Origin of the sequence: Saccharopolyspora hirsuta (assembly GCF_008630535.1) — a bacterium.
Classification (GTDB): Bacteria; Actinomycetota; Actinomycetes; order Mycobacteriales; family Pseudonocardiaceae; genus Saccharopolyspora; species Saccharopolyspora hirsuta.
In genome coordinates this window covers 207,299-227,348 of sequence record NZ_VWPH01000006.1, presented here as the reverse complement: position 1 = coordinate 227,348, position 20,050 = coordinate 207,299, and the positions used below count along the sequence as shown (strand labels likewise).

26 protein-coding genes are annotated in these 20,050 nt (G+C 68.4%); 3 read left to right on the top strand and 23 right to left on the bottom strand.

Annotated elements, in window-relative coordinates; translation table 11 throughout:
• Window positions 1–3: 3 nt before the first annotated feature.
• Both F1721_RS14415 and F1721_RS14410 read right to left on the bottom strand, forming a co-directional pair.
• Complete coding sequence (locus F1721_RS14415; RefSeq protein ID WP_150067167.1) at window positions 4–714, bottom strand: hypothetical protein; 711 nt, start codon at window positions 712–714, stop codon at window positions 4–6.
• Window positions 715–787: 73 nt separating this feature from the next.
• Window positions 788–1,537: a hypothetical protein gene (locus tag F1721_RS14410; RefSeq protein ID WP_150067166.1), complete on the bottom strand. Its 750-nt coding sequence runs from the start codon at window positions 1,535–1,537 to the stop codon at window positions 788–790.
• A gap of 92 nt (window positions 1,538–1,629) precedes the next feature.
• Here F1721_RS14410 and F1721_RS14405 point away from each other — a divergent pair, with 92 nt between their 5' ends.
• Complete coding sequence (locus F1721_RS14405; RefSeq protein WP_150067165.1) at window positions 1,630–2,271, top strand: hypothetical protein; 642 nt, start codon at window positions 1,630–1,632, stop codon at window positions 2,269–2,271.
• A gap of 45 nt (window positions 2,272–2,316) precedes the next feature.
• On the opposite strand, the gene F1721_RS14400 is transcribed toward F1721_RS14405, so the two are convergent.
• From F1721_RS14400 to F1721_RS14320, 20 genes are all read right to left on the bottom strand, one after another.
• A complete protein-coding gene (locus tag F1721_RS14400; protein ID WP_150067164.1) occupies window positions 2,317–2,916 on the bottom strand; it encodes a hypothetical protein in 600 nt (199 codons plus the stop codon).
• Between the two features lie 16 nt (window positions 2,917–2,932).
• Window positions 2,933–5,563, bottom strand: coding sequence for a WXG100 family type VII secretion target (locus tag F1721_RS35335; RefSeq protein WP_281288760.1), 2,631 nt, complete (start codon window positions 5,561–5,563; stop codon window positions 2,933–2,935).
• Window positions 5,560–5,871 (bottom strand): type VII secretion target, encoded by a 312-nt coding sequence (locus tag F1721_RS14390; protein ID WP_150067163.1) that lies wholly within the window; start codon window positions 5,869–5,871, stop codon window positions 5,560–5,562. The genes F1721_RS35335 and F1721_RS14390 overlap by 4 nt, the downstream gene beginning before the upstream one ends.
• Window positions 5,872–6,025: 154 nt before the next feature.
• Complete coding sequence (locus tag F1721_RS35075) at window positions 6,026–6,259, bottom strand: hypothetical protein (RefSeq protein WP_246154875.1); 234 nt, start codon at window positions 6,257–6,259, stop codon at window positions 6,026–6,028.
• Between the two features lie 19 nt (window positions 6,260–6,278).
• A complete protein-coding gene (locus F1721_RS35070; RefSeq protein WP_246154872.1) occupies window positions 6,279–6,443 on the bottom strand; it encodes a hypothetical protein in 165 nt (54 codons plus the stop codon).
• 149 nt (window positions 6,444–6,592) lie between these two features.
• A complete protein-coding gene (locus tag F1721_RS34435; RefSeq protein WP_170301483.1) occupies window positions 6,593–6,730 on the bottom strand; it encodes a hypothetical protein in 138 nt (45 codons plus the stop codon).
• A 7-nt stretch (window positions 6,731–6,737) separates the two neighbouring features.
• Window positions 6,738–6,896: a hypothetical protein gene (locus tag F1721_RS34430; RefSeq protein WP_170301482.1), complete on the bottom strand. Its 159-nt coding sequence runs from the start codon at window positions 6,894–6,896 to the stop codon at window positions 6,738–6,740.
• 51 nt (window positions 6,897–6,947) lie between these two features.
• Complete coding sequence (glmM, locus tag F1721_RS14380; protein WP_150067162.1) at window positions 6,948–8,282, bottom strand: phosphoglucosamine mutase; 1,335 nt, start codon at window positions 8,280–8,282, stop codon at window positions 6,948–6,950.
• 155 nt (window positions 8,283–8,437) lie between these two features.
• The gene (rpsI, locus tag F1721_RS14375) at window positions 8,438–8,890 is read right to left on the bottom strand and encodes a 30S ribosomal protein S9 (protein WP_387510902.1); all 453 of its coding nucleotides are present in this window, start codon (window positions 8,888–8,890) and stop codon (window positions 8,438–8,440) included.
• A gap of 26 nt (window positions 8,891–8,916) precedes the next feature.
• On the bottom strand, window positions 8,917–9,363 hold the full coding sequence (rplM, locus tag F1721_RS14370) for a 50S ribosomal protein L13 (protein WP_150067161.1): 447 nt from the start codon (window positions 9,361–9,363) through the stop codon (window positions 8,917–8,919).
• Between the two features lie 357 nt (window positions 9,364–9,720).
• Window positions 9,721–10,011, bottom strand: a complete 291-nt coding sequence (locus F1721_RS14365; protein ID WP_150067160.1) for a WXG100 family type VII secretion target — start codon at window positions 10,009–10,011, stop codon at window positions 9,721–9,723.
• Window positions 10,012–10,065: 54 nt separating this feature from the next.
• Complete coding sequence (locus F1721_RS14360; RefSeq protein ID WP_150067159.1) at window positions 10,066–10,377, bottom strand: WXG100 family type VII secretion target; 312 nt, start codon at window positions 10,375–10,377, stop codon at window positions 10,066–10,068.
• Window positions 10,378–10,515: 138 nt separating this feature from the next.
• Window positions 10,516–10,851: a hypothetical protein gene (locus F1721_RS14355; protein WP_170301481.1), complete on the bottom strand. Its 336-nt coding sequence runs from the start codon at window positions 10,849–10,851 to the stop codon at window positions 10,516–10,518.
• Window positions 10,852–10,963: 112 nt separating this feature from the next.
• A complete protein-coding gene (locus F1721_RS14350) occupies window positions 10,964–12,751 on the bottom strand; it encodes a type VII secretion-associated protein (RefSeq protein ID WP_170301480.1) in 1,788 nt (595 codons plus the stop codon).
• 278 nt (window positions 12,752–13,029) lie between these two features.
• Entirely contained in the window at window positions 13,030–13,854 is an 825-nt protein-coding gene (locus F1721_RS14345; RefSeq protein WP_150067156.1) for an ESX secretion-associated protein EspG, read from the bottom strand.
• 11 nt (window positions 13,855–13,865) lie between these two features.
• Complete coding sequence (locus tag F1721_RS14340; protein ID WP_246154870.1) at window positions 13,866–15,185, bottom strand: PPE domain-containing protein; 1,320 nt, start codon at window positions 15,183–15,185, stop codon at window positions 13,866–13,868.
• 110 nt (window positions 15,186–15,295) lie between these two features.
• Complete coding sequence (locus tag F1721_RS14335; RefSeq protein ID WP_150067154.1) at window positions 15,296–15,829, bottom strand: DUF3558 family protein; 534 nt, start codon at window positions 15,827–15,829, stop codon at window positions 15,296–15,298.
• 13 nt (window positions 15,830–15,842) lie between these two features.
• The gene (locus F1721_RS14330; protein WP_246154867.1) at window positions 15,843–16,241 is read right to left on the bottom strand and encodes a hypothetical protein; all 399 of its coding nucleotides are present in this window, start codon (window positions 16,239–16,241) and stop codon (window positions 15,843–15,845) included.
• A gap of 135 nt (window positions 16,242–16,376) precedes the next feature.
• Window positions 16,377–16,610, bottom strand: coding sequence for a DUF397 domain-containing protein (locus tag F1721_RS14325; protein ID WP_150067153.1), 234 nt, complete (start codon window positions 16,608–16,610; stop codon window positions 16,377–16,379).
• A gap of 6 nt (window positions 16,611–16,616) precedes the next feature.
• Window positions 16,617–17,459 carry a helix-turn-helix domain-containing protein gene (locus F1721_RS14320; protein ID WP_150067152.1) on the bottom strand — a complete coding sequence of 281 codons (843 nt, stop codon included), beginning with the start codon at window positions 17,457–17,459 and terminating at the stop codon, window positions 16,617–16,619.
• A gap of 110 nt (window positions 17,460–17,569) precedes the next feature.
• On the opposite strand from F1721_RS14320, the gene F1721_RS14315 reads away from it, so the two are divergent.
• A complete protein-coding gene (locus tag F1721_RS14315) occupies window positions 17,570–17,785 on the top strand; it encodes a hypothetical protein (RefSeq protein ID WP_150067151.1) in 216 nt (71 codons plus the stop codon).
• A 627-nt stretch (window positions 17,786–18,412) separates the two neighbouring features.
• Here F1721_RS14315 and F1721_RS14305 read toward each other — a convergent pair.
• Window positions 18,413–19,573 carry an MFS transporter gene (locus tag F1721_RS14305; RefSeq protein ID WP_342782930.1) on the bottom strand — a complete coding sequence of 387 codons (1,161 nt, stop codon included), beginning with the start codon at window positions 19,571–19,573 and terminating at the stop codon, window positions 18,413–18,415.
• A gap of 95 nt (window positions 19,574–19,668) precedes the next feature.
• On the opposite strand from F1721_RS14305, the gene F1721_RS14300 reads away from it, so the two are divergent.
• Complete coding sequence (locus F1721_RS14300) at window positions 19,669–19,995, top strand: ArsR/SmtB family transcription factor (RefSeq protein WP_150067149.1); 327 nt, start codon at window positions 19,669–19,671, stop codon at window positions 19,993–19,995.
• Window positions 19,996–20,050: the final 55 nt, after the last annotated feature.

The following is a 20,050-nucleotide window of genomic DNA, read 5'->3' as shown; positions in this document are numbered from 1 at the left end:
CGGTCAGATGCCCGCGGCGAACTCCTCGGCGGCTGCCTTGGCGTTGCGCTCGGCGTCGGCGGCGGGCATGCGCTCGTCCTCGAACCAGTAGGTCTTGTCGTAGCCGTCGTAGCCGACCGAGACCGTCGTGGTGCCCTTGCGGAAGACCAGCAGGGCCTGCTTCACCTCGGTCCCGGTGGCCAGGAACGCCTCGTCCCACGGGCCTTCGACGTCGACCACCCGCGCCGCGCGCTTGCCGTCGGTCTGCCGGTAGTTCTCGAGGGTCTCCTCGGCCTCCGCAACCGCTTCCTCGGGATCGCTCGACACCGCCCGGGAGACGGTGATGTCCAGGTAGCGCTCGTTGTTGCCGTCCTGGCCCTTGGTCGGCCGCCACGTGCAGCTCGCCGAGCTGCCGTCCTCCGACTCGTACCCGTGGATGAGGTTCGTGGTGCGCAGCTGCCGCAGGGTCTCCTCGCTGACCAGGTCGCACGGCGAGATCACGTTCTCGCCCGAGGGCTCCTCCCCAGCGGGGGTGTTGATGATCCCGTGCCGCCAGTAGAAGTAACCACCGACCACGATCCCGACGCCCAGCAGCACGACGATGCCGATCACGACGAGCGTGATGCACCCGGCCCGGCTCTTCTTCCTCGGAACCTGCTGCCACTGCTGGAACTGCGGCCCCGGAGGGACCTGCTGGTTCTGCGGACCCCACTGCCCGGGCTGTTGCGGTTGCACCGCCAGAGCTTAAACAACCGCGCGGTCGTGAGCGGCGATGGTGGCAAGCGCGACCATCGCCGCTCACGAGGCCTCAGAGCTTGGAAACGAGCTCTTTCGCGACCGTTTTGACCGCTTGCCCGGATTCCGCTCGGGAGATCCTGGTGCTGCTGCTGAGGAAGTTCTTGTCCCAGCCGCTGTAGGTGACGGTCACGATCTTCTGCCCCTTGCGGAAGTTCACCTCCGAAGCGCCGCCAGGTCCGCGGGCGACGAGGAAAGCCTCGTCACCGAGACCCGACAGCTCCTGAAGCTCGCCCGACCCGCTGTCCCGGAACCTCTCGAACATCTCCGCCGCACCGGTTCCGTCGGCGGCCTTCGACACGTCCCGGACGTCGACGCGCAGGGTCCGCTCGTTGTTGCCGTCGCGGCCCTCCGTCGGTCCCCAACCGCAGGTGGAACGGCCGCTCTCCGGGTCCTCTCCGATGATGGTCGGATCGGGGTTCGTGACGTGCAGCCGTTGCAGGATCTGCTCGCTGACCAGGTCACACTCGGCGGGCAGCGCAGCGTTCGTCGGCGGGTCCCCGGCGGGCTTCGAGTACTTCATGTAGGCCGTCACGAGATAGCCGCCGCCACCGAGCAGCACCAGCGCGCCGAGGCTGATGCCCACGATCAGCCCGATGCGCTTCCCGCGCTTCTTCCGCGGCGGTTGCTGCTGGAACTGCGGATATCCCGGCTGCGCCTGGGGATACCCGGGTTGCGTCTGGGGATAGGGCTGCTGGATCGGCTGCTGGGGAAACTGGCCGCCAGGCGGAGGCCCCCACGAGCCCGGCTGCTGAGGATGCACGGGCCGAGGGTAACGAACAACATCACCGGGATCTGGCGGAACTACGCAAAGGAGAGACCGGAAGCGCGGGACCAACTGTCACAATCCCCAACATGACCTCACCGCAGCCACCCTACGGGCACCAACCTGGGCCTCCGCCCGGTTACCCGCAACAGCCCGGCTACCCGCAACAGGGTTACCAGCAGCAGTACCCGCAGGCTGGTCAGTTCGCGCAGCCTCAGCAGCCCGGTTTCGCGTCGGCCCCGGGACAACCACCCGTCGGCAAGCCGAACAAGCCGCTGACGATCACGACCGCGATCCTGAACATCGCGGCTGGCCTGTTCTTCGCATTCCTGGGTGTCCTGCTCGTCATCAGGTCTATTGGCGATCTGAGCGACGAAGACTTCGTGTCGGTTCCGGCAGTAATCCTTGGAGTTGTCGCTGGTCTGGCGTTCCTGGCCGCCACCGGCCTCCTGATCTTCGGCGCGGTGAACCTCTTCCGGGAGAAGAGGACCGGCGCCCTGCTCACCTGGCTCGGGGGCGCGCTCGGGGTCCTCGGATTCCCCCTGGACTGGGGTGGAAGCGCGACCTGGGCAATCTCCTACCAGAACCACTTCGAGCTTTCGAACGCCTACTTGAACTCCGCGGCCTCGTTGTTCGACGTGATCCGCCCGATTTCGGTGGTCGCAGCGGTGATCGCACTCGTTCCCCTCGTGCTCGGCCTGCTCCCCCCGCTCAAACGCGGATTGCGCTGACAACGCAAACCGGGGCTGGAACTCGAAAGTTCCAGCCCCGGATCGTCACCTCAGCCAGCTCTGGTTCTCGTAGTCGTCGTCATCGTCGAACGCAGGCTGACGACGTGGCGCAGGCTTGGGCGCAGCCGGTGGTTTCGGCGGCACCGGAGGCGGCTGAGGAGCACTCACCTGCTGGTCCCGCCGTCCGAAACGCCCCGCCTGGACTTGCCAACGCGAGTCTGCTTGTTGCTGGTCCGCCCCACCTTGCGGCACCTGCGCCCCCAGCCCCACCTGTGCGGAGTCGGATGAGACCGGCGATGCCGCAGCAGGGGTGACTCCTGCCGGTTCCGGACTGGGGTAATTGGCGATGAGATCCGCGTACTCCACGGCGATCTCATCCTGCGGTTCTTCGTCGTCCTCCGAGCCGACCTGGATTTCGTTGTCCTTCTCGGACCCTCGGGCGGCATCCCGCTGCGCGATCAGGTCGCGCACTCTGTCTTCCAGTTTGTGAAGTCGTTCAGTGAAGTTCTTCGTCGACTCCTTGGCCTTCTCGCTCGACTCGATGGAGCGCTGAGCGCTCTCGCTGAGCTTCGCTGCCGTGGTCGTGCTGATCTCATCGAACTTCCGCCGGGCTGCGAGCACAGCCTCGCTCGGCGAATCGCTCATCGTCCCCACCTACTGGTCACCGATCCCGGTCCTCACCGAGCACCGACTGGAAGCGAACGTTGGACGCCTGGACGCCATCGTCGAACAGCTGCCCCTGGGTGCGCCACGGGCTGGAGTTGGAGCGCTCCTGCTCGCCGCCCTGCTGGCCGCCGTGCGCACCGCCCATCGCGCCCATCATGCCGCCACCCATCATGCCGCCGCCCGCGGCAGCGCTCGGGTTCTGGGAGCTCTGCTGACCGCTTCCCTGTCCCTGCCCTGCTTCGCCTCCGAACGACGACAGGCCGGTAGCGCCCTGCGAATCGCTGGACGCGGAGTCACCGAACGACGAAAGGCCAGTAGACCCGGTCTGGGCTCCCGGCTGCCCCGGGCCGTCGCCGAACAGCTGGCCGGAGGCGCTGCCGAACGAGTTCTGCACGCCTTCACCGGTCGGGCTGAAGCTCGACAAGCTCGCGGCCTGAGCCGTGGTAGGCGCAGGCGCGGTGGGATCCACCATCCCTGGTGCCGGGCTGCCAGGAGCAGGCATCGTGCCCACGCCGTCGGAGCCGGGCATCGCGGAGCCTGCGCCGTCGTAGGTCGGCATGGCCGAGCCCGCTCCGGCGTCGGGGGGCGGCAGCGGAGCACCCATGTCGGGTGCGGGCATCGCCGTGCCTGCTGCCGGCGGCGTGCTGACGCCTGCCTCGGGCATCGTCGGCTCCGCCCGGAACGCCTCGCGGAACTCGGCGGGCTGCACGCCCTCCGGGCCGCCGATCGGCGCGTTCGGCTGGTCGCCCCCGAACCCGATCGTCTGGTTCAGCGGCGGCTGACCACCGCCGTTGTCCACGCTGACCTTGACCTCACCGGTCGGCGTGCGTTCGAGGGTGATCGTGCGGTCGCCCTCGTTGATCACGGCCTTGCCGTCCTCACCGGGCTGCACCGGGATGGCGCCTTCGCCGCCCTGGCCCGGGGCACCCATGCCCGGCGCCGGTGCGGGCATGGTCTGAACGCCGCCCGGCACGCCGGGCACCGGCTGCCCGGGAACGCCCGGCTGCCCCGGCATCGGCTGCCCAGGACCGCCCTGGCCGCCGAAGTCGACCTCGTAGGTCTTCGGCTGGCCGTCGGGGCCCATCAACTCGACCTTGGTCTTGCCGTCTGCGCCCGGAGCCTCGACGCTGACCGCGTCCTTGCCCTCGCCGAGGGTGACCTTCTCGTTCTCGCCCCCGGCACCTGCACCACCAGCCCCGCCTTCGCCAGGCATGGGCATCTCCGGTGGCTTGGGCATCTCCGGCGCCTCCGGCGGTTTGGGGATTCCGCCGCCGTCCGGGCCGACGCCGCCGCCCCCTGCACCGGTGCCGCCACCGCCACCACCGGGGACGCCACCACCCCCGCCACCGCCGCCGGGGGTGCCACCGCCACCACCGCCGCCGCCCGGGGTGCCGCCACCACCGTTGTTGCCGCCGCCCTGCTGACCGTCGGGCTGGCCGCCGTCGTCCTTGCCACCGGGGTTCTTGAACGGGTCTTCTTCCACCCCGGCGAGGTGGTCCGTCAACACCTTCCAGTGGTCGTCCACGGCCTTCTTGGTGTCATCGCAGATCTTGATGACGGCGTTGTACTTCTCCTCGAAGTCGGGCTTGAAGGTCCCGGCCAGCCACGACGTCGATTCCTGCGCGACCTTCGTTTTAAAGGTATCGCTCTCAGTGCAACCGTTGTCGACCTCGATGCCGAAGTACCCGCAGACCTCGATCATCTGGTCTTCGCTCGGCGTCTTGGACGCACAGTCGATGATGTTGCGGATCTGCTGAGAAGTCCTGCCACCGACGGTGTTGCGGTCCGGAATCGCGTCGAGCACGTTCTTGGCCTTGTCCACGACCGTTTTGGACACGTTGTGGACGGCATCGTTGATGATCTGCGAGGTGTCGCCGAGGTAGTCGCCGACCTTCGTGGCACCGGCGTTGATGTCCGCGAAGTTCTTCTGCGACGCCTCAGATGCGGAACCGCTCCAGTTCCCCCAGGCCGCTGCCATCTTGTCGGCCATGGCCTGGCTCTGCTCGCGCTGCGTCTTCGCGGCTTCCTTCAACTCGTCGGCGTCCGCCTTGAAGTTCGCGAAGTTGATGTCGCGCTGCTCGTCGTAGCGCTTCTGGACGCCTTCCTTCGAGATGTCGCCCTGCGCCTGCTGCAAGTGCTGCGGCATCTCCTTGTAGAGCGGGGCGAAGTTGCCGAAGTACTCCAGCGCAGGCGCACCCTGATCCAGGATCTCGTTGGAGTTCGAGCACCCCGCGCCTCCATCGGAGGCCTTGCGCGTGATGTCCTCCAGCGCGCCCTTGTTCTTCTTGACCGCGTCGTCGTAGCCGCTCTCGTCCGAGCCAGCCTTCTTCGCCTCGTCGTAGACATCGCGGATGTCGGAATCTCTGGAGGCCTCGTGGGTTTGGTCGTACTTGACCTTGTACTTCTCTTCGTACTTGCCGAGGTCTTCCTCGAAGCGGTCAACAGCCGCCCCCGGATCGTCCGAGTCAGCTTCCTCGGCCCGACGGCGCTCCAACCCCCCGTAGAGCGTGCTGTTGTCCTTCAGGTTCCGCACGAGATCCCGCTTGTGCTCCTCCGGCACGTTGGGATCGTCGAGAACCTTCTTGACGTCCGGCCAAGACGGGTATTCCCGGTTCGGATCGCTCACTGGTCACCACCAGATTTGCCGACCTCGGCTGCGTTGTTGCTGTCGTCCCACTCGTAACCACGAGCAGCCGAATTGACGTTGTTCGCGAACTCATCGGTGACCGAGGCGTTCTTCTCCAACGCCTTGGAGATCTTCTTCAGCCCCTCGAAGTACGGGTCAGCCGCACCGGTGTGCTCGCGCCCGAAGTCGTTCTTTCCCAGTTTGGATGCTGCAACGCCGTTCTTCAGCTCTCCGATGGCCTGCGAGCACCCTTTGACCGATGTCGCGGCTGATGCAAGTTCGCCAGTATTGGCGCCCAGCCCACTCACCGTGAATCTCCCCTCCGCCGTCAGCCCACAGCACGTCGGCTACTGCTGTATCCGACGGCGCCCAGTCCTTCCTCGGTTCCCAATCTTGACAGCCTCCGCCCCGCCAAATGGCAGATCCGGCCAGGTACTTGCATCCGCGAAGGGGAGAAGTCGATCACTGCGGCGGGTACGGGCCCTGCGGCGGCTGGCCGTAACCCTGCTGCGGCGGCTGCTGCGGGAAGCCCGGCTGCTGCTGGAACTGCTGGGGTTGCTGGGCGAAGCCCTGCTGGGGCGGGTAGCCCATCGGCTGCTGCGGGGCACGGGTCTTGTTCTTGACGATCAGGAAAGCGGTCAGGGCGCCTGCACCACCGCCGAACAGGATGCTGATCACCAACGCGATCAGGAGCACGAGCTTCCTCCCCAAGAAGTCACTGGTAGTACGGGCCCTGCTGCGGCGGGTACTGCTGCACGCCCTGCGCCGGGAACTGCTGCTGCGGCGCCTTGTTCTTCGTCATCACGACGGCGACGAGCGCACCACAGCCCGCCCCGGCCAGGATGCTCAGCACAAGCACCGGCAGAAGATCACCAAGCACCGAAGCCTCCCATCATCGGTTCCGGACCCCGAACCTATCGGAGGCGCCATGCCGAGCGGCAGGAGAGCGTCGAAACACATCACCATCGTCGACCGAGCAGCCCGCACGCAGAATGCCCGCGGGTCGATCGAGCCGCGGGCGCGCAGCGGTCAGTAGCCGCTGCTGGGGAGGAACTGCTGGAGGTTTCCGCCGTGGGCGAGGAGGACCGCCAGGAAGGCTGCGACGAGCATGCAGACCAGGGGGATGATCAGGACCATCAGGAGGTCGCCGAAGAACTGGCCGCGCATGGTCGGGTCAGCTCCGGTTCCGGCGGTTCACGAACCAGGACCTTCCCTCGTGCGCGGCGTTCACGGCCTTGAGACCGGCGACCGCGAGGGCGGAGAAGATCACGAGACCCACGACGAGCCCGACAGCGACGAGCCCGACGATCATGGCGACAACGATGGCACCCATGTGAGCAGGATCTCACACTTTGACCATCCGCGAGAGATCTACATCACAACTTCACCGGATCGCGGCAACGATTTCCGCCAAACGCTCCGCAGCGTCCTGTGCGCTCTGCTCCGTTTGGGCCTCCACCATGACCCGAACGAGCTGCTCAGTACCCGATGGGCGCAACAGGACGCGACCGGTTTCGCCCAGCTCGGTCTCGGTCTGCGACACCGCCGCGATCACCTCGGGGGACGCCACCGCCGCCACCTTGTCCGCCACGCGGACGTTGATCAGCACCTGCGGCAGGCGGCGCATCACCTTGGCCAGCGAGGACAACGGGGTGCCGGTGGCCGCCACGCGGCCCATCAGGCGCAGGGCGGTGAGCAGGCCGTCACCGGTGGTGGCGTGGGCGGGCAGCACGACGTGGCCCGACTGCTCGCCGCCGAGGGCGAAGCCACCGGCGCGCAGCTCCTCCAGGACGTAGCGGTCGCCGACCGCCGTGGTGCGCAGGGCCACCCCCTGCTCGCGCATCGCCAGGTGCAGGCCGAGGTTGCTCATGACCGTCGCGACCAGCGTGTTCTCGGTGAGCTCGCCCGCCTCTGCCATGGCCACCGCGAGGACCGCCATGATCTGGTCGCCGTCCACCACCGCGCCGGAGGCGTCCACCGCCAGGCAGCGGTCGGCGTCGCCGTCGTGCGCCACGCCCAGGTCCGCGCCGTGCTCCACGACCGCGGCCTGCAGGACGTCGAGGTGGGTCGAGCCGACGCCGTCGTTGATGTTGAGGCCGTCCGGTTCCGCGTTGATCGCCACCACGTCGGCGCCCGCGCGGCGGTAGGCCTCCGGGGCCGCCGCCGAGGCCGCGCCGTTCGCGCAGTCCACCACGACCTTGAGCCCGTTCAGCGGCTGCGGGGCGGCTTCGAGCAGGTGGTCGACGTAGCGCTGCACCGCGTCCGGCACGTCGCGGACCCGGCCGACGTGCACGCCGGTCGGGCGCTCGACCTGCTCGTCCAGACGGGCCTCGATCTCGTCCTCGACCGCGTCCGGCAGCTTGTGCCCGCCCGCCGCGAAGAGCTTGATCCCGTTGTCGGGCATCGGGTTGTGCGAGGCGGAGATCATCACGCCGAGGTCCGCGCCCAGCTCGGCCACCAGGTGCGCCACCGCCGGGGTGGGCAGCACGCCGACCCGCAGCACGTCCGCACCGGCCGAGGTCAGGCCCGCGGTGACGGCCGCCTCCAGCATCTCGCCGCTGGCCCGCGGGTCGCGGCCGACCAGCGCCACGCGGCGCTTCGAATCGTCCCGGTCGTAGAGCACCCGGGCCGCCGCAGCGGCCACCGACATCGCCAGTTCCGGGGTGAGATCGGCATTGGCCAGTCCACGCACCCCGTCGGTGCCAAACAACCGAGACATCAGCAGCAAGTCCCCTTCTCGATCCTCGTGCTCATTCTGCACGGCGGCGCCTCGCGACCGCGCGCGGGAGAAACAGCCCCCGAAACGACTGCGGGAGCAGCCCGGGAGTCCGTTGTGGACTTCCGACTGCTCCCGCAAATCGTGTCTGGTTCGCGTCAGCGCTTGCTGTACTGCGGCGCCTTGCGGGCCTTCTTGAGGCCGTACTTCTTGCGCTCCTTCTCCCGCGCGTCACGGGTGAGCATGCCGGCCTTCTTCAGCGCCGGGCGGTCGTCGGCGTCGTACGCGACCAGCGCACGGGCGATCGCCATGCGCAGCGCACCGGCCTGACCGGACGGGCCGCCGCCGCGCAGGGTGGCCAGCACGTCGAAGCCCTCGAGGCGCTCGACGGTCACCAGCGGCTCCTTGACGATCTGCTGGTGGACCTTGTTCGGGAAGTACTGCTCGAGGCTCTTGCCGTTGAGCTTGAAGCCGCCGTTGCCCGGCACCAGCCGGACGCGGACCACGGCCTCCTTGCGGCGACCGACGGTCTGCACCGGGCGACCGGTCGGCACCGGCAGGGGAGCCGGGGCGGCCTCCACGGCCTCGACGGTCTCCTCCGGGGCGTTCACTGCCTCTTCCTGCTGAAGTTCGTCAGTCACTTCTGGACCTTCGCCTTAATCTCGAACGGCTGCGGGTTCTGGGCCTGGTGCGGGTGCTCCGGGCCGGCGTAGACCTTGAGCTTCTTGCCCATGGCCCGGCCGAGCTTGTTCTTCGGGAGCATGCCCTTGATCGCCTTCTCGAGCAGCCGCTCGGGGTGCTTCTCCAGCACCTCACCGAAGGACTGCTTGCGCAGACCACCGGGGTAGCCGCTGTGCCGGTAGTGGAACGCCTGCTCACGCTTGTTGCCGGTGAGGGCAACCTTCTCCGCGTTGATGACGACGACGAAGTCGCCGGTGTCCACGTGCGGTGCGTAGGTCGGCTTGTGCTTGCCGCGCAGCAGCGTCGCGGCCTGAGTTGCCAACCGGCCGAGCACAACATCCTCGGCGTCGATCACGTGCCAGGCGCGGGTCACCTCGCCGGGCTTCGGGCTGTACGTGCGCACGGGTCTACCTCGTCGTCGTTCGCGTCGGAATCGTCAGTGCGGAGCCCGTCTCGATCACGTCGGTCGGCCCCTCCTCGGGGACCGGCACGTCCGTCAGCACCGCCGCCGGGACCGTGATCCGCAGATCCGATCCGCTGGCGCGAACTGCAGCCGCGCACCGCACAACAAAGAATGAGGGTACTTGGTGGCTTCTGGCCCGGTCAAAACGGGTCCTCGGTAGCGGGGGCGAGGTTTCTGACCTGGCAGATCGCCGAATCCAGCATAGCAATGCCCGGGTCCCCGCCGACGGGCAGGTCCCGGGCACAGCACGCGGCCCCGGCGGATCGCCGGGGCCGCGAGAGCGCTCAGCGGGTGAGCTCAGCCACCGAAGCGGCCGGCGTTCTTCTTCTCACCGGCCTGGAAGGCCTCGTTGGCGGCGCCGACGGCCATGCCCATCTTGGCCGCGGTCTCCTGCATCTTGGCCGCCTCGGCGTCCCACTCCCTCTGGGCGGCGTGGTACGACTCCTGCGCCTCGCCCTCCCAGGTGGAGATCAGCTTCTGGATCTTGCCCTCCAGGTCGTCCAGCTCGCCCTGGATCTTCTGGGCCGCGGCCTGCAGGTCGTCGGAAGCCTGCTGCAGCTCCGCGAAGTTGACGTTGATCTCGCTCATTGCGTTATCCCCTCAAATGCCTCTGAAGAAAGTGGAGTGTGCGACTCGGAAGCGTCAGCCGTCGAGCAGGCTGGCGATCTTGGAGATCTCCTGGGCCTGGTCCTCCTGGGTCTGCGCGTAGTCCTGACCCGAGGACTTCACGTTCTGGCCCAGCTCGTCCAGCTTCTGGATGATCTTCTTGCCGCTCTGCTCGTACTGGTCCATCAGCTTGCGGAAGACGTCCGCAGCCGCGCCCTTCCAGTTCGCGACCGGGCCCTCGAGCTGACCCTGCAGCTGCTGGAGCGCCTGCTCGACAGCGTTGCGCGCCTCGTCGATGTCGACGGACGCCTGCTGGATCGCCTCGGTGTCTGCACCAATCCCAGCCATCTTCGGATGACCCCCTTCAAACTCGTCAACAAGTTCGGATGAACCTGCGACGCAGACATTGCCACGTTCGGTTCCACGTTGTCCTGGATTTCTGCGGAACCCGTTGCTGATGTAAACGCCGCGCGCGGAACCCGCAGGTCATCGCATGATTTGCGCTCGGGAAAAGTCGAGGTCGCTGCCATCGGACGGCGTTTGCTCTTGCGATTTCCCGGTCGGCTGCGCCTTCTCCTCGGCATCGCGGGCACTCGGATTCGCCGCTTCGGGAACTTCCAGCCCCATCCGGTTGCGGTGCGCCAGCGCCGCCTCGCGCTGCTCGCCCTCGCCGGTGGTACCGGCCTGCGCTGCGAGTTCCCGGGTGCCGCGCTGGAAGTCGACGGCGCGGCGGTGCGCTTCGGCGCGGGCGCGGTGCCCGCGGCCGATCGCGGCGGCCAGTTCGGCGCGGAATTTGCGGACCGATTCCGCTGCTGCGTCCATGTCAAAGCCTTCCCCGCCCGGCTCGGCGCGAGCGAATTGCATTTTGCGCGCGGTCACGGGGTGGGTTCGAAAGCGTTCGACAACGGCATTCCGCCGCGTTTTCACCTGCGGTTCAGCCGACCGCCAACGTTCGGACCACCTGCTCGCACGCGCGGGCCACGTCTTCCTTGCCTGCCGGTCCGTACTTGCAGCCGACGCTCATCTTGAACTGACCGCGGTAGAGCGTGTACCACTCGACGGTCGTCTCCGGCAGGGTTTCCTGGTAGTAGACCACTTCCTGGCCGCCGAAGCTGGCGGTTGCGGTGAACTTGGAGAACGGCTTGCCCTGCGCGACGGACTGCTCGTACTCGGAGCGCAGCATCTGCACCGCGCGGGCCCGGTCGGTGTCGGTGTCGAAGCCGAGGCGGCCCTCCTCGACGGCGATCATCGAGCCCTGCTCGCCGTCCTTGGGCTGGAGCAGCGTCTGGAACTTCGCCTTGTCGCCCCCGGCCTCCTCCCAGTGGCCGGGGTAGCTGAACGCGTAGTCGTAGGCGGTGACCTTCTGCGCGGCCACGGCGTCCCCGCCGCTGCTGGTGAGCAGCACCGTCACGACCGCGCCGACGGCGATCGCGGCGGCGGCACCGCCGCCGATCAGCCACGGGAGCTTGCTCTTGGCGCGGCGCTGCGGCTTGGCGACCGGGAGCGTGGTGTCGCTGCCGCCGATGACGACCGTGCGGGCGCGGCTGAGCGAGTCGCCCGCGGTCATGCCGGGCGGCGGGGTGGTGGGCATCGGCACGGAGCGGACCGTCTTCGTCCCGGCCCACGCCCCGGCGGGCGCCAGGCCCCCGGTGCGCTCCGGGTCGAGCCGCACCGCGCGCAGCGCGCCGCGCGCGACGACCGTCTCCGGCTGGTCCAAAGTGGTCGGTACCACGCCGGTGCGCTCGTGGATCAGCCGCGACACCAACGGGATTCGGCTCGACCCGCCGACGAGGAACACCCCGGCGAGCTGCTGGCGCTGCACCCGGCCCTCGCGCAGCGTGGTCAGCACCAGGTCGGCGGCCTTGCCCAGCGGGGCGGCGATCAGGGATTCCAGGTCGACGCGGGTGACGTGCGCGTCGGAGAACGGCGGGGGCATCGGCACGTCGGTGTAGGTGTGCCGGGACAGGGTCTCCTTCGCGCCGCGCACGTCCTGGCGCACCACGCGGCGGCGCCGGCGGTCGGCCATCTCGCGGCCCTCGACGAGCTTGGCCCAGGCCTCGGGGTCGGTGCTGGAGACGAGCTGGCCGATGTGCTCCAGCAGCGCCTGGTCGATGTCCGCGCCGCCGAAGTTCGGTTCGCCGCGGGTCGCCAGCACCTGGAAGGACGCGCCCTGCTTGCGCACCACGCTGGCGTCCACGGTGCCGCCGCCGAGGTCGAGCACGGCGAGCGCGCCGCCGTCGGGCAGCCCGTACCCGGCGGAGTGGAAGACCGCGGCGGCGACCGGCTCGGGCACGAGCACGATCTCCTTGCCGAGTCCGGTGGCGGCCTGGCGCAGTTCCCCGGCGCGCACCGATCCCCAGTCCGCGGGGTGGGTCAGGACCAGCAGGTCGACGGCCGCACCACCGGCGAAGCGGCGGGCCTCGTTCACCGCGCGCTGCAGCACGGCGCGGATCACGTCGCCGACCTTCAGCACGGTGCTGCCCAGCAGCAGCTCGCCCTCGTCGATGCGGCGCTTGGGGTGCGGTTCGAACCGGGCGGGGTCGACCGCCGCCTGCCGCTCGGCCTCGTGACCGACGAACAGCGTGCCGTCGGCGGCGGCGAACACCGCGGACGGGACCAGCGGCTGACCGTCGATGACCACGACCTGTGGTTCGGCACCACCGACCGAGACCACCGTGCATGTGCTCGACGTGCCGAAGTCGATCGAGACGTGCAGGGACACCCAGAACTCCTTCACCGTCGCCGGAGCGCGGCCCCGGCGACGTCGTCGTCCGACCGCCGATCGCTCGGCGCGCCGACTCCCCCCGAGCACCCTAGAGGTTAAGGGTGCGAGCGCACCAACAGTCTGCCCCTGATCGAGCACCCCGCGTGGGGTCCGATCACCGGCCGTGGCGGCTCCGCCCCGAAACTTACCGGACATTCCGGACGGGGTCGGGGCTTCCGCGCGCGATTTCCATTGAAATCGGGTCTTCGATTTCAATGGAAATCGCGTAGACGACGTCAGGCCGCGGTGCGGACCTCGGCGACGCGGTTCTCCAGGGCTTTGCCGAGGTCCGGCGGGGCGAGCGGGGCCAGGACCAGCTCGGGGCCGACGCCGGGGCGTTGCTGCTGGGTCACGCCGTAGCGGCCGTCGGGCTCGCGCGCGTCGAACCACTTGAGGACCTGGGAACGGCGCGTGCGGCCGTGCCGGTCGCGCATGTTCACCGTGAACTGCCCGTCCCGGAGGTGCTGCTCCTCCAGGACCGCGCGCAGCGCCTCGGCGCCCGACGGGGTGCGCTTGGGCGTCGACGCCGACTGCATCATGTCGATCTCGTCGAAGCTCTCGTCCGGGACCGGCCCCTGCTGCTGCGCGAGCTCGGCGCACGGGACCGCCAGGCGCGGGCGCTTGCCGGGCGGCGCCGGGGGCATGCCCTGGATCGCCGCCGCGACCACCGAAGTCCGCGGGTGCACGGAGATCCGCAGGTCACCGCCGTAGCTCTCGGACTCGCCGGAGTCCTGAACGAGCAGCAGCGCGCCCTCCTCGCTGGCCACCGACATCAGCCGGACCGGCGAATCGGTGGTCTCGTCTGGCAGCCAGAGCCCTTCGACCCACAGGCCGGGCTTGGCCAGCTGGGCGAGCACCTGCCCGAACCGCGGTGCGAGACCGGTTCCGCCGAGCAGCCCCGCCGCCTGCATCTCGGGCAGGGCCCGCTGGCGCAGCACGGCGCGCTCCTCCAGCGTCGCGCCGTGCGAGCGCACCGCGATCGGGAACGGGTACTCGTCGAAACGCCCGATCTCCCAGCAGAAGTCGAACCACAGCGGTGGCAGCAGCCAACGCTCGGACACGCCTACCCCCGTCACTTGCCCCAGTCGCCGAAGACCGGCGGAGCGGTCTTGGGCATGTCGTCCAGCCAGATGTCGTCCTGCTCCTCGAGCCAGCTCGGCCGGTCGTGCTCCTGGTCCTCGCTGCCCTGCCCGCGCTGACCAGCACCAGCACCGGCGCCCATGCCGCCACCGGCACCACGCCCCCCAGCGGCTCCACCGCCAGCAACGCCACCAGCACCACCGGCCCCGAGCCCGCCGACGCCCGCACGACCGCCAGCGCCCATCCCGGGCCCGCCCGGACCACCAGCACCGGCCCGACCACCAGCGCCCATGCCACCGGCACCGGCACCGCGCGCACCAGCGCCGCCGAGCCCACCGGCACCGCGGCCACCTGCACCCGGACCACCCGGACCGCCGGGCGGCATCGCGCCGAGGAAACCGCCGCCACCGCCACCGGGCGGAGTGCTACCGGGCGACGGAACGCCCAGGCCCGGCCCGGGAACGTTCGGCTGCTGCCCGGCCCACTGCGAACCGCTCTGCGCCGGAGGCGTGTAGCCACCACCCGGCAGACCGCCGCCGGGCACGCTGCCGCCGCCCGTGACGCCGCCACCACCCGACACGCTGCCGCCGCCTGTGACGCTCCCGGACGGCTGCCCGGAAATCCCGGACGGCGTGGAGGAAATCCCCTGCGGAGTGCTCCGCCCCTGGTCCGGCGGCGGAGGCGGGTTCAGGGGGTCGACGGGCGGAGGGAACGTCGGGGTGCTGGTGTCGACGGCCTGGTAACCGGAGGCGTAGACGTTCTGCACGAGCTGCCGAGCCTGCTGCTCAGCCTCCCGCTGCTCCATCATCTGCTGAGCGCCGTCAACGATGCCGCCGCCAGGAGCGAGACTCCGAATCCCGTTGCGGAGGCCGTCGAACTCCTTCGGAGGCTCCAGCGTCGCCTTCGTCTGCGCAGCAGCGTTCCCGGCTTCCTGGATTTTGTAGCCGGTACCACTCAAGGAGTCGCCGAACTTCTGCCCCCAGTCCTGCAACGGCTTCGCAGCGCTGAGGCCCGCTTCAGCAGCCTCGCCCTGCAGCTGGTCACCTGCCGCCTTGCGGGTCTCCGGCTCCAGGTCGGCGAAGATCTCGGCGATCTCCTCGCCCAGCTTGATCCAGGCGTCGCCGGACTCGTTGATGTCCTTCGGCTGAAGCGACTCCCTCAGCTGGTTGTACAGCCGGGCGTGGTCCCAGTTGTTCCAGTTGTCGTGCTGAGTGATCGACGCCGGGTCGGTGCCCTCGATCTGCAGACCCTGCTGCTGCTGAGCCAGCTGCTGGCTGCGCTTCTGGCTGGCAGCGGTGGCGGCTTCCGCCATGAGACGCTGGTGCTCCTCAGCCCGCGTCTCGCCTATCCCGGTGACTCTGGAGAAGCCGTCTCCAATCGCCCCGAAAACGTCAACCATGCCGTTCCCCCTCGGCTAATCCCCTACTTCGGCAGCTTCGTCTCGACGACCTGCGCGATCTCCATCGCCTTGGCGCAGGTGGCCTCGTCGCTCTGCTTCTTGTCGGCGTCGTACCCGAACTGGACGCTCACAGATCCACTACCGACCTCGATGACCTGGCTGCACAAGCTCTGGCCAACAGCACCCTTGGTGACCTGCTTGATGCCGTTGCTCGAACCAACCTTGTTCTCTTCGAAGATCGCGAACTTGTCCCGCTGTCCCTGCCAGTAGGCGATGCTGTCGGTCTCGCCCTTGTAGATCGTGAAGCCGGAAGTGTCCGTGTCGAAGTCGCAGCCCTGCTCGCCAATGCCCTGGTCAACGGGTTCCCCTGGCTCAGTGACGCCGAACTGCTGCAACTCCTCGGCAGACAGCACGGTGCAGGGGTCGACGTCCGCGAGGACGTTCTTGGGTGCAGGTGCAGTCGTAGGGTCAACGCTCCCACCACCAGTGGAGCATCCAGCGAGGAGAAACCCGGCAGCAGTCCCAACCACGGCGACCGTGAGTCGTGTCGTACGCATAACCACCATCAGATCAGACGTTCCGGTTCAGGTTGCGAGCGTGCTCGTCGTCCGTGTTCTGCATGTCCCGGGCGGAGTCCCGGTACGCCTGCGCCATGTTCCGCAGAATTTCTTGCATCTTGGTCAGAATTGCCACGAGGCCAACTTCAGGAGCATTGACCTTGTCTTCAAACTTCTGCCCAAGAGCACGCCCGATGTTGCAATCGCCGAAGGCGCCCTTAGCGATGAGACGTTCGGTGCGTCGCATCTTGACTTGCAGCTTGTCGGCCTTGTCCTCGTAGATCTTGGCCACGCGCTCGGCCGCCTCCGGCGTCATGACGACCTTGCCGCTGTCGACTGCAGCGCGGAGGCCTGCGGCCTGTCCGGCGAGTGCGCTGGCGCCTGCGGCGAAGCCTTCCATCCCCGTGGTCACGGAGTCCCCCTACCCCTTCGTGATCATTGCAGGTCACACACTGGTGTGATCACGATTGCAGAGGGTACAAGAGGGCGTCCCGAAGGTGGACAAGGTTCGCGAAACTTCTTCCGCGAACCGCCCGGACGGCCTTACCTACCTGCGGCGATCCCGCAGCCCTGAGACGAAGGCCATCCACTGCCGCCGGGGGAACGCCAACACGGCCCCACCCGGATCCTTCGAGTCCCGAACCCCGACCACCTCAGGCTCCAACGCCACCTCGACGCAGTTGGACGTGCTTCCGCTGTAAGAGGACTTCGACCAACCCACTTCAACGCATTCAGACTGGCTGCCGCTGTAGCTCGATTTCCGCCAGTTGATCGCGTCCATCAAGGCTCACCCTTCGCGCTCGTGCCGCCTCGCGTAGGTCGAGATGAGCTCAAGGGAGTCATCCGGCCCCAACGCTGTCTGACGCAGCGTAGACCGGGCCTGCACGAACGGGGCTACGTCATCCGGGTCATCCAGGAACACTCCGCAACGGCGCTGCTCCAGGTGGACCACTGGACGTGAACTCACGAACTCAAGCAGATGAAAGCCCCCGTCCAGACCGGTGTGCTCACCAGCGGAGAACGGGACGATTCGGATGGTGATGTTGTCACGGGATGCGACTCTGACCAGCTCATCAAGCTGTTCCGCCATCGACCTTCCGCCGCCAACAGCTCGACAGAGCACCGCTTCGTCAAGGATCGCCTCGTACTCCACCGGGTCGGACTTGGTCAGGATCCCTTGGCGGACCTGACGAATCGCAACCAGCTGCTCAACACGATCGTCGGGCTCGACTCCGAAGGCGGCCAGCAGTGCCCGCGTGTGCTCCCGCGTCTGCAACAGGCCAGGAATTCGGATCTCCGCAACCGAGGTGATGCGGGTTGCCCTGCTCTCCGCGTCCGCGAGCTCGCTCAGCTGCACAGGAACACCGCCGCCGAACTCCCACCAGACCGGCTGATCGAGCTCGCGGGCCATCTTCAGCAGTCGATCCCGCTTCACGCCGGTAACCGAGAGCGCATCCAGGAACGCCTTGGTCGTCTCCAGGTTCAAGCCCCGCTGCGCGGTTTCGAAACGGCTGACCTTCGCCTCGGACCACCCCAGCACGTCACCGACCTGCCGCATCGTTGCACCAGCCGCATTGCGCGCAGCGCGAAGCTCTTTCGCCAATGCCCTCGCCCGAGGTGTGTCCTGCATAGACACAGATTACGGGCTCACCCCCGCAAAGTTGATCCCGCTCGATCGGGTAATTGCAAGCCTTGCTGATGATTGCAAGACTTGCCGCATCCGGATCGAAGGGAGTCGGGATGTCTGGTTTCTTGACGTACGTGTGGCGTCCGGTCACGGGTGGCCGTCACGCTTTTCCCATCGCGGCAACGAAAGCCCCACCGGATGGGCGGGTCGAGGCCTACTGCGGGGCGAAGACCGATGCCTCGGAGCTGCATGACCGGTCCGAAGTGGACTGGATCCGTGAGAAGTCCTGCATGACCTGCTGGCGCCTGCTCGCCGACACGCATTCGTGAGCGGGGATGGCCGCCCTTACGGCCATCCCCGCTCACGAACCCTGACCAGCCACACCAAGAAAAAGGAACACCCATCCTCATGTTCTGGATCCAGCTCAGCACCTTCGTCCTGTTCAACGTCCTGCTCCTGGCGATGATCGCCACCCAGGTCCCGTTCGGAGGTCTGAGATTCGCAGCGGGCCAGCACGCGGGAACAGGCGACGGCGAATACACCGTCTGGCACCTCATCGCCGACATCGAAAACGAACGCACCACCGCGGCCACCCCAGGACCCCGCCACCGCGAACACCCACCGATACCCCCAGCGCAACCAGCCCAACCACCAGCACCACCACAACCCGAGTTCCCAGCATTCGACCCCGACGACCACCCCACCGGCCGCCACCACCTCCGCACGTGAAAAACGTCCTCCACAGGCAGGTGAAAGGGGTCGTGAGTGCGTAACAGTGTTCGAACACTGTTACGCACTCACGACCCCACCCACCACCCAAGGCCGGGCCGGTGCGGCTCGACGATCCCCCGGCCACCAGCCGCACCGGCCCACCCCGGCGGCCGGGCGCGACCCCCTCCCCGCGCCCGGCCACCGTTTCCCCTGCTACGGGGAGGAGTTCAGGCACACGTCACCGGTCAGGCCGCTACTCGGGGTTTCGGGGCCGCCGGGGCGCGGCGGTTCGCGGTGACGAGGGTGAGGACGAGGCCCAGAACGGCGACCGCCGCTGCTGTCGGGGCCAGCCAGGGAATTCCCGCTGTCGCCAGGACCGTTCCGCCGATCGCCGAGCCGAGGCCCGCTCCGACGTAGATCGCCGAGCCGTTCAGGCCGAGCGCCACCGTCGGGGTGTCCGGGGCCAGCTCGTAGAGGCGGTGCTGCTGCGGGACCATCAGCATGCCGCTGAACGCGCCCGCTCCGAAGCCGATCACGAGGGTCGTCGGGAAGGTCAGCGCAGCCCAGTTGAGCAGGGCGAACACCAGGGCCATGCCACCCAGCGAGAGCAGCAGCACCGGCTTCGCGCCGAAGCCGTCCGTGCCGCGGCCGGACAGCGAGTTCCCCACCACCTGGCCGACGCCGAAGGTCGCCAGCACCCAGGACAGCACCGCGCCGGGCGCGGCGGAACCGAGCAGCAGCGGCAGGTACGCGAAGACCGTGAAGCTCGCGAACATGCCGACGACAGTGATCAGCAGGACCTGCAGCACAGCCGGGCGCACCAGGACGGCCATCCGCTCCCGCAACCGCACCACCGGCAGCTGCACCCGCGGCAGGGTCGGGATCGCGATCGCCACCAGCACCCCGACCGCGCCGATCAGCCACATGACAGCGCGCCAGCCGAACCACTGCCCGCCCAGCACCCCGAGCGGAACGCCGAGCACCGTGGACACCGTCATCCCCGCCGCGACCGTCGCCAGCGCCCGGCCGCGCTGCTCCGGAGCCGCGAGCGCACCGGCCACCGCGTAGGCGTTCGCCTGGAACGCCGCCGCGCCGAGCGCCGCCAGCACCCGGGCCACCGCCACCACCGCGAAGGTCGTGCCCAGCGCCTGCCCGGCCATCCCGACCGTGAACAGCGCGAGGCCGACGCCCAGCAGCACCCGCCTGTCCCAGGTCCCCGTCGCCGAGGCGATCGCCGGCGAACCCACCGCGTACGTCACCGCGAAGATCGTCGTGAGCTGGCCCGCGACCGACTCCGGGACGCTCAGGTCGCGGGCGATCTCGGGCAGCAGCCCGTTGAGGATGAAGCCGTCCGCGCCGACCGCGAAGGTGCCCACCGCGAGCACGACCAGCGTGCTCAGCCGCAACCGATCATTTGATGATCGTCGAATAGTCACGAGGCACGATCATGGTCAACTATTCGATGATTGTCAAACTATCGAAGGAAGTAGACTCGCCGCTCGTGACGCGCACCCTCCCGCAGCCCGGACGCGACGACCTCGACATCGTGAAGGTCCTGCACGCCCTGGCCGATCCGGTGCGGCTCGAACTGATCCACGCGCTCAGCCAGGAGACCGAACCGGCGGTGTGCTCGCTGGACGCGTACGACGTCGACGTCAGCGCGCCGACGCTCTCCCACCACTGGCGGGTGCTGCGCGAGGCCGGGCTGACCACGACCTTCGTCAACGGCCGGAACCGCTGGGTGGAGATCCGCCGCGAGGACCTGGCCGCTCGTTTCCCCGGCCTGCTCGAATCCGTCCTCGCCGGGTACGAGCACCGCCCGTCCTGACCCGTCGTGCCGCGATTTCAATGGAAATCGGACGTCCGATTTCCATTGAAATCGC

Excerpts from the sequence above, each read along its gene's own strand:
- F1721_RS14405 (WP_150067165.1), top strand. The coding sequence starts at position 1,630 with ATGACCTCACCGCAGCCACCCTACGGGCACCAACCTGGGCCTCCGCCC.
- F1721_RS14400 (WP_150067164.1), bottom strand. The coding sequence starts at position 2,916 with ATGAGCGATTCGCCGAGCGAGGCTGTGCTCGCAGCCCGGCGGAAGTTC.
- F1721_RS34435 (WP_170301483.1), bottom strand. The coding sequence starts at position 6,730 with ATGCGCGGCCAGTTCTTCGGCGACCTCCTGATGGTCCTGATCATCCCC.
- F1721_RS34430 (WP_170301482.1), bottom strand. The coding sequence starts at position 6,896 with ATGGGTGCCATCGTTGTCGCCATGATCGTCGGGCTCGTCGCTGTCGGG.
- glmM (WP_150067162.1), bottom strand. The coding sequence starts at position 8,282 with ATGTCTCGGTTGTTTGGCACCGACGGGGTGCGTGGACTGGCCAATGCC.
- F1721_RS14365 (WP_150067160.1), bottom strand. The coding sequence starts at position 10,011 with ATGAGCGAGATCAACGTCAACTTCGCGGAGCTGCAGCAGGCTTCCGAC.
- F1721_RS14360 (WP_150067159.1), bottom strand. The coding sequence starts at position 10,377 with ATGGCTGGGATTGGTGCAGACACCGAGGCGATCCAGCAGGCGTCCGTC.
- F1721_RS14355 (WP_170301481.1), bottom strand. The coding sequence starts at position 10,851 with ATGGACGCAGCAGCGGAATCGGTCCGCAAATTCCGCGCCGAACTGGCC.
- F1721_RS14340 (WP_246154870.1), bottom strand. The coding sequence starts at position 15,185 with ATGGCGGAAGCCGCCACCGCTGCCAGCCAGAAGCGCAGCCAGCAGCTG.
- F1721_RS14335 (WP_150067154.1), bottom strand. The coding sequence starts at position 15,829 with ATGCGTACGACACGACTCACGGTCGCCGTGGTTGGGACTGCTGCCGGG.
- F1721_RS14325 (WP_150067153.1), bottom strand. The coding sequence starts at position 16,610 with ATGGACGCGATCAACTGGCGGAAATCGAGCTACAGCGGCAGCCAGTCT.
- F1721_RS14320 (WP_150067152.1), bottom strand. The coding sequence starts at position 17,459 with ATGCAGGACACACCTCGGGCGAGGGCATTGGCGAAAGAGCTTCGCGCT.
- F1721_RS14315 (WP_150067151.1), top strand. The coding sequence starts at position 17,570 with ATGTCTGGTTTCTTGACGTACGTGTGGCGTCCGGTCACGGGTGGCCGT.